The organism is Nodosilinea sp. P-1105, assembly GCF_012911975.1.
Taxonomy (GTDB): domain Bacteria; phylum Cyanobacteriota; class Cyanobacteriia; order Phormidesmidales; family Phormidesmidaceae; genus Nodosilinea.
The window spans coordinates 24,634-36,201 of the sequence record NZ_SMDQ01000059.1; the positions used below are offsets into that span (position 1 = coordinate 24,634).

12 protein-coding genes are annotated in these 11,568 nt (G+C 55.0%); 9 read left to right on the plus strand and 3 right to left on the minus strand.

The window, feature by feature from the left end; all coding sequences use genetic code 11:
* Window positions 1-14 precede the first annotated feature (14 nt).
* Window positions 15-638 (plus strand): J domain-containing protein, encoded by a 624-nt coding sequence (locus E1H13_RS20215; RefSeq protein WP_169616023.1) that lies wholly within the window; start codon window positions 15-17, stop codon window positions 636-638.
* A gap of 159 nt (window positions 639-797) precedes the next feature.
* Window positions 798-1,070, plus strand: coding sequence for a DUF3143 domain-containing protein (locus E1H13_RS20220; RefSeq protein ID WP_169616025.1), 273 nt, complete (start codon window positions 798-800; stop codon window positions 1,068-1,070).
* A 108-nt stretch (window positions 1,071-1,178) separates the two neighbouring features.
* On the opposite strand, the gene E1H13_RS20225 is transcribed toward E1H13_RS20220, so the two are convergent.
* On the minus strand, window positions 1,179-1,715 hold the full coding sequence (locus E1H13_RS20225) for a phycobiliprotein lyase (protein WP_169616027.1): 537 nt from the start codon (window positions 1,713-1,715) through the stop codon (window positions 1,179-1,181).
* Window positions 1,716-2,093: 378 nt separating this feature from the next.
* Between E1H13_RS20225 and E1H13_RS20230 the strand changes: the two genes are divergently transcribed.
* The 5 genes from E1H13_RS20230 to E1H13_RS20250 all read left to right on the plus strand — a co-directional run bounded on the left by E1H13_RS20230 (window position 2,094) and on the right by E1H13_RS20250 (window position 6,620).
* Window positions 2,094-2,648, plus strand: a complete 555-nt coding sequence (locus E1H13_RS20230; RefSeq protein ID WP_169616029.1) for a phycobiliprotein lyase — start codon at window positions 2,094-2,096, stop codon at window positions 2,646-2,648.
* Window positions 2,649-2,769: 121 nt separating this feature from the next.
* A complete protein-coding gene (locus tag E1H13_RS20235) occupies window positions 2,770-3,987 on the plus strand; it encodes an ATP-binding protein (protein WP_206070751.1) in 1,218 nt (405 codons plus the stop codon).
* A 141-nt stretch (window positions 3,988-4,128) separates the two neighbouring features.
* Window positions 4,129-4,317 carry a 50S ribosomal protein L33 gene (gene rpmG, locus E1H13_RS20240; protein ID WP_072015960.1) on the plus strand — a complete coding sequence of 63 codons (189 nt, stop codon included), beginning with the start codon at window positions 4,129-4,131 and terminating at the stop codon, window positions 4,315-4,317.
* Between the two features lie 12 nt (window positions 4,318-4,329).
* A complete protein-coding gene (rpsR, locus tag E1H13_RS20245; protein ID WP_169616033.1) occupies window positions 4,330-4,545 on the plus strand; it encodes a 30S ribosomal protein S18 in 216 nt (71 codons plus the stop codon).
* A gap of 35 nt (window positions 4,546-4,580) precedes the next feature.
* Window positions 4,581-6,620: a ribonuclease R family protein gene (locus tag E1H13_RS20250; protein ID WP_169616035.1), complete on the plus strand. Its 2,040-nt coding sequence runs from the start codon at window positions 4,581-4,583 to the stop codon at window positions 6,618-6,620.
* A 12-nt stretch (window positions 6,621-6,632) separates the two neighbouring features.
* Here E1H13_RS20250 and E1H13_RS20255 read toward each other — a convergent pair whose 3' ends face one another.
* Window positions 6,633-6,806, minus strand: coding sequence for a hypothetical protein (locus tag E1H13_RS20255; RefSeq protein WP_169616037.1), 174 nt, complete (start codon window positions 6,804-6,806; stop codon window positions 6,633-6,635).
* Window positions 6,807-7,222: 416 nt separating this feature from the next.
* Between E1H13_RS20255 and E1H13_RS20260 the strand changes: the two genes are divergently transcribed.
* Entirely contained in the window at window positions 7,223-9,673 is a 2,451-nt protein-coding gene (locus E1H13_RS20260; protein WP_169616038.1) for a PAS domain-containing protein, read from the plus strand.
* Between the two features lie 54 nt (window positions 9,674-9,727).
* On the opposite strand, the gene E1H13_RS20265 is transcribed toward E1H13_RS20260, so the two are convergent.
* Window positions 9,728-10,234, minus strand: coding sequence for a hypothetical protein (locus E1H13_RS20265; protein ID WP_169616040.1), 507 nt, complete (start codon window positions 10,232-10,234; stop codon window positions 9,728-9,730).
* A gap of 178 nt (window positions 10,235-10,412) precedes the next feature.
* On the opposite strand from E1H13_RS20265, the gene E1H13_RS20270 reads away from it, so the two are divergent.
* Window positions 10,413-11,507, plus strand: coding sequence for a CHAD domain-containing protein (locus E1H13_RS20270; RefSeq protein WP_169616042.1), 1,095 nt, complete (start codon window positions 10,413-10,415; stop codon window positions 11,505-11,507).
* Window positions 11,508-11,568 lie beyond the last annotated feature (61 nt).

Below are 11,568 nucleotides of genomic sequence, written 5' to 3' on the forward strand. Positions count from 1 at the left end.
CAACCCTGGGATCTATGCCTGAATCACGCCCCAAAACTGCAACCCACTATGACCTTTTGGGAGTCAAGCCCACGGCTAGCCCGCAGCAGATTCGCCGCGCCTTTCGCGATCGCAGTAAACTGTATCACCCCGACACCACTGAACTACCCCCAGCCGAGGCCACCGAAAGATTTCAGCAGTTGAACGAGGCCTATGCCATTCTCAGCAGCCCCGATCGCCGCTGGACCTACGATAAACAGGTGGGCTATTCGCGGATTTCGGTGATGCAGCCCCTAGAATCCCTGGCCAAGCCCCCCTCGAGCCCCCGGCGTCAAGAATCCGCAAATCTCTACCTAGACCCCACTGATCGGCCCCTCTCTGCCGGGGAGATTTTTGCCCTATTTATTTTGGGGATCACCTTTGTGGCTTGCCTAGTGCTGGTGATTACAGTAGGGCTAACCCGGGGCGATTACGCCCTGAATGCCAACGCCATTCCCACAGCCACTGCGGCAGAATTGGCGTCTCCCTCAGCCGCTGCCAAGGGAGACACGCCTCAGGAGACTCCGCCTCTCACCGAGGCTGCCTCGCCACCTGCCAGGCCAAAGCCCAGCCAGGGGTCGTCCCAGGTGCCGACTCCCCAGTCTCCCACTTGGCTTTAGGGGGTTCCGACTAACGATCTATCCCCGATTTTCGCGAACCCATACCGAGGGACTAAGTTCAGGAACCCACGAGGCCAGCCTCTTCACCCCATTGGTTGACTGTAAACAGTCTATTCTGCGTACTCATTTTCTCCGTACTAATTTACTTTGTAGTGATTTATGTCTCTTCCAGCTGCAACCATCCCCCTGTACAGTCATCCTTTACCTGACGTCGAAGCTTGGCTGCGCCAGCAGGGTTGTCAACAAGACACCGATGCCCTGCACCGCTGGCATGTGATTCGTCCCCTCTGGGAAGCAGATGTGATTTTGGACATTGACTCAGTCGTGGTGCGCTACATCAACGCTGGGGCCGACGGCAAAGATGTGCAGCGGGTGTTTAAGTATTCCCTCAGTCGGCAAGACCTGGAAGAAGCGATTTTCTCCGGCCCTTAGAAAGGTGAAGGCAGCTTCCTAAGCATCCCTATGGGGTAAGCACAATGTGAAACAAACCCATTCCCTTCAAGCTCCTGCCCCTGTTACCGCCGTAACCCACGGGAAAGGTTAGCAGCGGGTTTCCAGGTATTGGCCGATCATAATTTCTTCCCCAGCCCGAGAAATGATAGTTTGCCGAGTTCGGTAGCGTTGGCCAATTAGCTTGATCTCTTCCTCAAAGCAAGAGTTGTTGTACTGGGTTTTGAGCACCATGGTGCGATTGTCGCGAAATAGATATTCGGCCGTAACTGGCTTAGTCGTGGCAAAGCCGCGATCGCGATACAGGGTAGTCCCCCGCACCCCAAAAACGGTGCTACCCACCACTGGCTTTTTGCCTGTACCCACATAGTCGCTTTCCCAAGCCACCGTAGTGCCACAGATCAACGGTTTGTTGGCATCTAACCCATGCATCTCCGCCAATTGCAAGAGGCGAGGATCCCCAGCGGTCAAAAAATCAATCTTGATCTGGCTAACGACAGCCTGGGTTTCGCCACTCTTCAGGGTGTAGTACCGTCGTTCCGAGCGCCATTCCCCAACCGTATCCTGAAAGAAGGCTTGGACCAAAGGTTCGGATAAAATGCGGGCAGTATCAACGGAAAAAGGCATAGATTTGATAAGACCCAAACATGGGTATAAGGGGACCGCAGTCAACCACTCAACAGGAGTTGTTAACTTTCTTAATACAATCATAGTGGCCAACCCTCAACTCGACAATTCCCCAAAGGGGGCATTTTGTTCAGGCTGGCGAGCCAGGGTTAACTTGCGAGCTATCTTACGGGTTTTCTGATGGGATTTTGTAAGCATTAATACTTAAGCTTGTTTGATTCCCCCGACGATCCTCTGGGCTTTCCGGCACCAGTGCGGTCAGTGGTGTATGGCTGGCGGTTTAGCTAAGCATGTCTCTCCCTGGTCAGTCTCCTAAATATTGGGGTGGCCAAATCCTGGTACGGTAAACAAAATAGAGTCTGTGTTGGGATGTGGGCTATGGATCTTGCCGATATCAACTATTTCTTTGATTGCTGCATTGGCCACTGGTCGATTGAGCGCACCTACCACTACCTGACCCATCAGGAGGTGGAGCGATCCCATACCGACTTTCAGGTTAAGGGGATTACCCCTGAGATCAAACGCCAGGTGCTAGCCGACAATGACTATGGCGCTGTGGATAACTTAGACCAGTTGCCTGGGTTTCAGCTGGCGTTTCAAACCGTGTCTGACAAGGGAGAGCAAGTTTCTCAGGAACTGCGGGCCTTGTTTGTACCCCAGCAGCAGGAAGGGACGATCATGACCGGTGACTATCTGCGCGATCGCGCCTACGAAGAAGCCCGCCCGATTGTGTCGACCTTTCGCTACGACCAAAGCAATCGCGAACTGCTGATGACCACCCCCTACACCAAAGTGGTTTCGGTGGACTCGATTTTGCTGATCAACCCCAAGATGCGGATTCGGCGCATTTTCAACTACAGACGCCCCGAGGGCGATGGCCCCCTCGATGACCTAACGCTGGTGGGGTTTGGCGTCGAGCAGAAAGTAGAATAGAGGTAGCCACTCCTTTACGCTCAGCCCTAACCCGTCAGGAGCTGCTTTGATGATGGCGGCCATCCCTAGTCTGAGACAAAATCCGGCTCGGAAAGCTATTTACTGGCTCATGGTTATCACCTTGGTCTTAGCCATAGTTTCAGTAATGGGCTGTAGTCCGGCGACGGTAGATCATCCACCCATTCGGATTTTAGGCGTGACCTATCTGGGAGATTTACCCACCCTGGTAGCGAAAGAGCAGGGTATCTTTGCTCGCCACGGTCTAACTACAGAGGTAACCTTCGAACTATCTGGCAAGGATAACCTGGAGATCTTGCACAACGGCGGTACAGAGTTTGCGCTGATGGCCCCATCGCCGTTTGTGTTAGATCATTTACTGGCCTTTGCCCGCAAGCAACCCCTCGCCCCATCCTTGGTGGATATCAATGCCCTGATGGGTCATATGTGCCAGTTGCTGCAGCGCACCCTGGGGGAACAGATTCGAGTTGAGCTCCACTGTGCAGAAGCCCTGTGGCCCGTCCTGGTCGACCCAGCCCAGCTAGAAAGTGCCCTACTCAACCTGGCGCTTAATGCCCGCGATGCCATGACCTCAGGGGGAAGGCTAATTGTTGAGATGACAAATACCGAACTAGATCAGGACTATGCCCAAGCCCAGGGGAATGTTACTCCAGGGCCATATGTGCAGATAACCGTCTCAGACAATGGCTGTGGTATACCACCAGAACACATGGAACACCTGTTTGAACCCTTTTTTACCACCAAAGAAACAGGCAAGGGCACAGGTCTAGGACTACCCATGGTTTATGGCTTTGTGAAGCAATCGAATGGGCACATCATGATTTATTCCGAGCCCCAGCAGGGCACCACGGTGAAAATGTATTTTCCCCGAGTCGCCACCATGGACAACCCAGAGCTTAGCCCCCAAAGCCAGACCCCAACCACCCAGACAACCCAGGGCAGCACCATTTTAGTCGTGGAAGATGATGCCATGGTGCGTCGCTACGTTGAGAGCCAACTGCTGTCTCTGGGCTATCAGGTGGTAAGTGCCTGTAATGGTCCCCAGGGGCTAGACATTCTGCAGCATCGCCCAGACATTGATCTGCTCTTCACCGATATGGTGATGCCTGGGGGCATGACTGGTTGTGATCTGGTCGATAGGGCGCGGGCGATTCGTCCTGACCTGCGCGTACTGTATACCTCTGGCTATACCGAAACAGCTGTTTTCCACCATGGACGACTCGACCCGGGCGGACAGTTGCTGAGTAAGCCCTACTGCCGTGAGAAGCTTGCCGCCAAGCTACAAGCGGCGCTTTCTAACCTGCCAACAGATGAGCCATAGCAGTGTTCTAGCGGGGACAGTGTTATTCCAAACCCAGGTGGAGAATGTCAGCAAATCCAATTGGCGATTCTGGGCTAGCTATGAAATAATAGAAGGCTGTGTCTTATTCTATTTTGCTCGCACTATCCTAGGTGAACTGTCATGGCTAAAGGCGTCCGCCTCGTCATTACCCTTGAGTGCACAGAGTGCCGGACCAACCCGGACAAGCGCTCCAATGGTGTATCCCGTTACACCACCCAGAAAAATCGTCGCAACACGACGAACCGGATTGAACTGAAAAAGTTCTGTACCCATTGCAACAAGCACACCGTCCACAAAGAAATTAAGTAATCCATAAAACCCATGGCCTATTTTCGTCGTCGAGTATCACCAATCAAGCCCGAAGATGCCATCGACTACAAAGATGTCGATCTACTTCGCAAGTTTGTCACCGAGCGGGGTAAAATCTTGCCTCGCCGCATTACTGGCTTGACCGCTCAGCAGCAGCGGGATCTCACTGTCGCCATCAAACGGGCTCGAATTCTTGCCCTGCTACCCTACGTCAATGGGGAAGGCTAGGCTAGGCTAGAGATGGTGAGTGTTAAGGTATTGGCTTGGTTGAAAAAGGCGCTTTAGTTGAATTTAAGCATCAAGGACAACCCCGGCTAGGGGTTGTTGACCGCCCAGAAGGTAAGAAAAACTGGGTTGTTGTTGATCAGCGTGGCCAGGCCCATACTCTGCACCCCCGAGATTTTACCTATGAAGCCAGTGGAGAAGGGTTTAAACCTACGGATATTCCTCAGTTTCTGCGTGAGGCTGAGGAATATATTGATCCATCCAGTTTAGAAATTGCCTGGGAGTTTTTAAGCGAAGCTGGGGAGTCTGCTGATCCAGCTTCGTTGGCGTTGTTACTGTTTTCTGACCAGAGTCCGCCGCTTTGCTATGCAGCCCACCGGCTGCTGGCTGATGACAAAATTTTCTTTAAGCAAAAGGGAACCCGTTACGAACCTCGCCCGGCGGCCCAAGTGGAAGACTTGCAACGGCAGATCGAGCGGGAAGCCCAGCGCCAGCAGGAGTGGATCTCGTTTATGACGAAGGCCCGTCAAGCTCTGGCGGGGGAAGCGATAGTATGGGAGAAAAGCGATCGCCCTCGACTTGAGGTTCTAGAGCGCCTTGCCCTGTTCGGGGACGAGTCTAGCCAGCGAACCCAGGCTATCGAAATTTTAGACGCTTTGGGGGTTTCCCCTACCGCAGCAGGGGCCTTTGACGCCCTTGTCGCCCTTGGATTATGGAGCGCTCACGAAAATTTGGCCCTGCGTCGTAGTCAAATTCCCAGCCACTTCTCAGAAAACCTGCTTACCATGGCCCAGCAGCGGCTTCAGTCTCCCCCCCCGGATCCTGATCAACAGCGGTTAGACCTGACGCATCTTAAGGTCTACACCGTTGACGATGCCAGCACCCAGGAAATTGACGATGGCCTCAGCGTTGAAACTCTTGAGGGGGGTGCCCAGCGGGTATGGATTCACATTGCTGATCCTACCCGCTGGCTAGTGCCAGGGGACGACCTTGACCTGGAGGCCCGGCGTCGGTGTACCACGGTGTACTTGCCAACGGGGATCATTCCCATGTTTCCGGTGGAGTTGGCTACCCAGGCTATGAGTCTGCTTCAAGGTCAAACCTGCTGTGCCTTAAGTTTTGGGGTGACTTTGACGGATGCAGGTGATATTCAGGACTACACCATTCATCCCAGTGTGATTAAGCCCACCTACCGGCTCACCTACGAAGATGTAGACGAAATTTTAGAGCTCGGGCTGAAGGCAGAGCCCGAGTTGCAGGGGTTAGCCCATTGGGCCCAGGTGCGCAGCCGCTGGCGCGTCACCCAGGGGGCCATTTCCATTAATATGCCTGAGTCCAGCATTAAGGTGTCAGAGGCTGAGGATCAAATTGCGATCGAGGTGTTAGACGACTCACCAGCCCGGCAATTGGTGGCTGAGATGATGATTTTAGCTGGGGAAGTGGCAGCCCGCTACGGGGAAACCCATGCCTTGGCGATTCCCTTTCGCAGTCAGCCCCAGCCAGAGTTGCCCTCTGACCAGGAATTGATTCAGCTGCCCAATGGTTGGGTGCGGGACTCGGCCATTCGCCGCTGCATGACCCGCAGTGAGGTGGGCATTACTCCCAGTCGTCACGCCACCCTCGGCCTCGATCGCTACAGTCAGGTGACGTCTCCGATTCGACGTTACACCGACCTGTTGGTCCATTTTCAGCTCAAAGCCCATCTGCGGGGTGAGCCCCTGCCCTTTTCCTCCAGCGAGGTGACGGAACTGGCTCAGGGAGCCAGCACCGCCTCCTACGAGGCTACCCTGGTGGAACGTCAAACCAAGCGCTATTGGGCCTTAGAGTACCTGCGCCGCCATCAAGATCAAGTTTGGGATGTGATGTTGCTACGATGGCTGCGGCAGGATGACGGGTTGGGGCTGATTATGGTAGAAGACCTGGGATTAGAGCTGGCCATGCGGTTTAACCGCGACATTGCCTTAGGCGAGCAGTTTCAGGTGGTGGTAAGCCATGCTAACCCCCGGCAGGATATTATCCGGTTTGAGGAAGTGGTGTCAGAGGAGCAGGAGAGTTCTGCGGCGATTGCCGCTAGTTAATATTTTGGCTGTCTAGTCGTCTGTAGCCAAGACATTCAGGGTCTCTGAGGTAAGCAGGGGTTTTAGCTGGGTTTGAACCCCCTCGGGTTGGTTGCCCCAAAGCATTTTGCAAAACCCGTTCTTACCTTGCTGGGCCGCCCGGTTAAACACGCTGGCAAGTTTTTCGTAGTTGGTGATGTCGTCCATGGCAAAACCTAGTTACGTTGTTGCCAGCATACCTGCCAGAGAACTCATCCAGAAACTTTGTTGTTCAACCCATGGCCTAAAGTAACACTCTGGACCGTTTTGAGTGACTAACGTTAGAACTATAGGTTTAGGCCACTTACCCAATCACTGGGCCAACCAGAAATTAATAGTTTAAGCACTTGTCCAGAAAAGTGTCTGGACTATTGCTCAAGGGGATAGAACATTTTCGGATGGGTTCTCAGAGGCTCTGGTTTATAACTGAGATTCTATGCTTATAGGAGTGGGGGCTTATAGGAGTGGGGTGTTTCGCTAACTTGACATTAATTGCTTAATTGCTGACGCCAGTGCCCAGATTTCCCTTTTCAAGAAGACGCCTTAGTCATTGGCTGCGCTCCTTACCGCTCAGGACGGTGCTAGTGGCTGCTTTTGTGGTGCAAATGGCAGGGGCCTGTGGCGTCTTGCTGCTGTTGACGGTTTACCTGGGTAATTGGCAGTTTTTGATTCTCAGTGGGGTGGCGATCGCAGCTTCTGTGGTGATTGGCCTAGCTGTGGTAGAACGCATCATGCAGCCCATTGAGCAGCTTAAGGTGGCCGCCCAAGCCATGGCCCAGGGGCATTGGCACCCCTCTCTACCGATTGACCGCAGTGATGAGATCGGCGAGCTGGCCTCAGCCTTTAACGAGATGGCCACCCAACTGCGAGCCACCTTTGCCGACATGGACCAGCTTAACCAGGCCCTGGAGCAGAGTGAGCGGCGCTGGCGGCAGTTTTTGGACGTGATTCCCCTAGGCATTGTGGTGTACGATCGCCATGGTCAGATGGTGTTTGCCAGCGATGAAGCCCGTCGCCTATTGGGGTTGGACGATATGCCATCGATCCCCGGCATGGGGCTAGAGGATACCTTTTTGGCCTATCGAGCTGACACCGGTGAACCCTACCCAACGGCTGAATTGCCGATTGCCCAATCCCTACGGGGAGAACCAGGGTGGACTGATAACCTGGCCCTGTGTCTGCATGAAGCGGAAGCGGATCGGATGATCCCGATTGAAATGGCCACCACCCCGATCTTTGATTCCAGAGATCAGGTCGAATATGCGATCGCTGCCTTTCAAGACATCTCGACCCGCCGTCGCGCTCAGGCGGTATTGGCGGAATATAACCAAACCCTGGAAAACCAGGTGGCTGAACGAACGGCAGCCCTGCGCCAAGCCGAAGCCACCCAGCGGATCATCCTCCAGGCGATTCCAGACTTGTTGATGCGGGTATCCGCTGACGGCATTTGCCTGGATGTAATGAACCAAGGCTCGGTGGAGTTCATTACCCACCCCCAGCGCCAACTCGGTCAGCCGATGGCCACCGTCCTGCCCCCAGCCATGGTGGCCGAGCGGATGCACTATATTCGTCGAGCTCTGGCCACTGGCCAACCCCAAATCTATGAATACCAGTGCCATACTCCTCGGGGTCAGCGCTACGAAGAGGCCCGCATTGTGGTCAGTGGCCCCCAAGAAGTCTTGCTGATGGTGCGCGACATCACCGAACGCAAATGGGCTGAACTGGCTTTGCGGGATAGCCAAATGCTCTACCGTTCATTGACAGAGGTCCTGCCCCAGGCCCTGTATCGCATCGATCGCCAGGGGCGGCTGACCTTTGCTAACCCAGCTTTTCTAAAGGCGTTTAGTCTGTCGCTATCTAACTGTCTGGGCAAAACCGCCCTTGATTTATTTCCCGCCGACTTAGCCCCCAGCTATGGGGCCGATGACGAGCGGGTGATGTCCACTGGTCAGCCGCTGACCCAGGTGGATACGTTTATATCCCCCCAGGGGGGCGGTACCCACCATATGCAGGTGTCAAAATTTCCCCTCCACAACGCTGAAGGCGACATTGTGGGAATGCAAGGAGTCTTTTGGGACATTACGGATCTAAAGCACACAGAAGCGGCTTTGGCCGCCCAAAAACAGTTTTTGCAAAATGTGATTGACAGCATTCCCAGTGTGGTGGTGGTCAAAGATCAGCATGATCGGATTCAGGTGGCCAATAAGGCTAGCTCGGTCCTATATGGCAAGCCCCCCACCGAAATGTTGGGCCGACGGGACACCGTGTTCAACGGTCCTATTTCTAGGGTGGAGCGAGAGCGTCTGGAGCAAATTAATCAGCAAGTGATTGCCACCCGTCAGCCCTACCAGGCGGAACAGGACATGGTTGATGCCAACGGCGATCGCCGCTGGTACCAGGTGGTGGTTAACCCTTTCCAGGATGCCGACGGTCAGATTAACGGTGTCGTCAGCAACTACATCGACATTACCGATCGCAAGCAGATCGAGTTTGCCCTACAGGCCGCTAATCAAAAGTTAGAACGGCTGGCTACCCTTGACGGGCTGACCCAAATTGCTAACCGTCGTCAGTTTGACGCATACCTGGCACAAGAGTGGCAGCGGCTCCTGCGGGAGCAGCAGCCCCTATCGCTGATTTTGTTTGATGTTGATTACTTCAAACCCTACAACGACCACTTTGGCCATCAACAAGGGGATGAAGCCTTAATTGCCCTGGCCCAAGCTGCCAGCCAGGCGGTCAAACGAGCCGCCGACCTGATTGCCCGCTATGGAGGCGAAGAGTTTGGGGTGGTGCTGCCCAACACCCGTCGCACTGGGGCTGAACAGGTTGCCCAAGCGATTCAGCAGCAGATTGCCACCCTGAAGCTGCCCCACCCCCTGTCGGATATCGATGATTACGTGACGGTCAGCATCGGCATTGCCAGCGTTGTTCCCAATGCCAGCCAATCCCCCGAAGACCTGATTGCCGCCGCTGATGCCGCCCTTTACCAAGCGAAACGCCGGGGCCGCAATCAATATTGGATGCGCTTGATTTAGGGGAGGGATGGGGCGGATACCCTCTGGTCGAATGCTGATGACGACAAAACCTGATTACGACAACACCCGCCGGGCGATCGCCCGCTGCACCGTCCATAACACCCCGGCCACCAGTGATCCTAGCCACAGCACACGCCCCGCCTGCATCTGACCATCCAGCAGACACCACCCCCCCAGCAGCCCCAGGCCCACGGTGCTACCGGCAACGGTGGTCAGCATGGCCCGCATGGCCTGGTGAGTATGCACGACCTGTGCCGCCAGATCGGTGGGTCCCTGGTCAGTCCTCAGAGTTTTAGCGGCAGATTGGAAGGCCTCGTAGCTAGCAGCATCCACCTGATAGTAGGTGCCTAGCTCTGGATCCCGCAGGGTGGGAACCGTGCGGAGACCAAGTTGCTTGGCTTGGGCGATCGCATCTCGAATCTGCCGTCGAGTGGCCACTGGCCCCAGGGCCTCAAACACAGACTGGCGGTAAACCCCAGTGGTCGCCATGGCCAGTACCCGTCCCGTTAGGTCAGTGACTGAAAGCGGAGTAGGGGCTGAGAAACTGCCATTGTTGGGCACCGTGCATCCTCCTGGCGTCAGAATAACCGCTGCTTACTAGGAAAAGTGTACTATCTGATGTTGCGAAACAGTGTCCCTGATCCATGTCCTTGGGAAACCCCGTGTTATTACAGTAGTAAGGGCCGATCAAGGTATGCGTAACGGCAGGTATCGGCCGCAACTAGAATAGGAGTTAACTATGGCTACCGCCGTGCCCCAGGGAACCTTGGGTGACCTGGCCCAAGGGGCGATCGCGAAGTACTTAAAGCAAACCAAAGCCTATGCCAAGCCGGTGTTAGCCGATACCGACCCCGAAAATTTGCACCAAATGCGGGTGGGCTTGCGGCGACTGCGCACCGCCTTGCAGGTATTTGGCCAAGCCATTGATCTACCGAAGCCTGGACGAGAACCCAAGGTGGCTGCCGTGGGCCGACAATTGGGTCAGCTGCGCGATTTAGATGTGATTTATGCAACCCTGCGTCATCGCTATGCTCCCGATTTACCCGATAGCGAGCAGTTTTGGCTGGCAGCTGTGCTCGACCATTGGTACAAGCAGCGCCAGCGGGCCCTAAAGCAGACGAAAAAGCTGATCAAAGGTAAGCGCTACCGGAAAATGACCCGATCCCTCAACCGCTGGCTGAGGGATCCCCAGTACCAGCCTTTGGCCCAGCAACTGGCCGCCGACACGATGCCCGATCTATTGCTACCCCTGGTCTGCCAGCTGTGGCTACACCCTGGTTGGCTGGTGGGTACCAAAATCAGCCGGGGTACGGTACAGCCTAAAATCCATCTGCCCCTAACCCTGACCGACCAGCTGATTTCCTCAGAAGGGTCAACTCTCCACAGTTTGCGTAAGCAGATAAAGCGAGTTCGGTACCAATTGCGGTTGGTGGCAGATCTGTATGGCGACACCCTCGATGCCGACATTCAGCGCCTCAGTGAGATGCAAGACACCCTCGGTGACCTGCAAGACAGCACGGTGTTAGAGGCGTTTATTCTCGTCGCTGTTCCTAAGGCAAAAGCCCAGATGCCAACGTTGTTTGCCTTGCTCGCCGACAGTCGCCATCAAGCCTGGCAGCAGTGGCAAACCCATCAGCAGTATTACCTCGACCCCGATCATCGTCAAACCCTGCGCCTCACCCTGCTCTACCCGGCCCAGGCCCAAACCACCCCTAGCCCTACCGAAACTCCCCATCCCAAGACCACTCCACCCAAGACCAGCAAACCCAAGGCCAGCAAACCCAAGGCCACCCGTCGTCCATCCCGCCGCCAAACGACAGAGTCTGCAAGTTAACAGCCACCCCCCGTTACCCATCCACCCCATCCCCCCATCCCCCCATCCCCCCATCCCCCCA

Excerpts from the sequence above, each read along its gene's own strand:
- E1H13_RS20220 (WP_169616025.1), top strand. The coding sequence starts at position 798 with ATGTCTCTTCCAGCTGCAACCATCCCCCTGTACAGTCATCCTTTACCT.
- E1H13_RS20230 (WP_169616029.1), top strand. The coding sequence starts at position 2,094 with ATGGATCTTGCCGATATCAACTATTTCTTTGATTGCTGCATTGGCCAC.
- rpmG (WP_072015960.1), top strand. The coding sequence starts at position 4,129 with ATGGCTAAAGGCGTCCGCCTCGTCATTACCCTTGAGTGCACAGAGTGC.
- E1H13_RS20255 (WP_169616037.1), bottom strand. The coding sequence starts at position 6,806 with ATGGACGACATCACCAACTACGAAAAACTTGCCAGCGTGTTTAACCGG.
- E1H13_RS20215 (WP_169616023.1), top strand. The coding sequence starts at position 15 with ATGCCTGAATCACGCCCCAAAACTGCAACCCACTATGACCTTTTGGGA.
- E1H13_RS20225 (WP_169616027.1), bottom strand. The coding sequence starts at position 1,715 with ATGCCTTTTTCCGTTGATACTGCCCGCATTTTATCCGAACCTTTGGTC.
- rpsR (WP_169616033.1), top strand. The coding sequence starts at position 4,330 with ATGGCCTATTTTCGTCGTCGAGTATCACCAATCAAGCCCGAAGATGCC.
- E1H13_RS20270 (WP_169616042.1), top strand. The coding sequence starts at position 10,413 with ATGGCTACCGCCGTGCCCCAGGGAACCTTGGGTGACCTGGCCCAAGGG.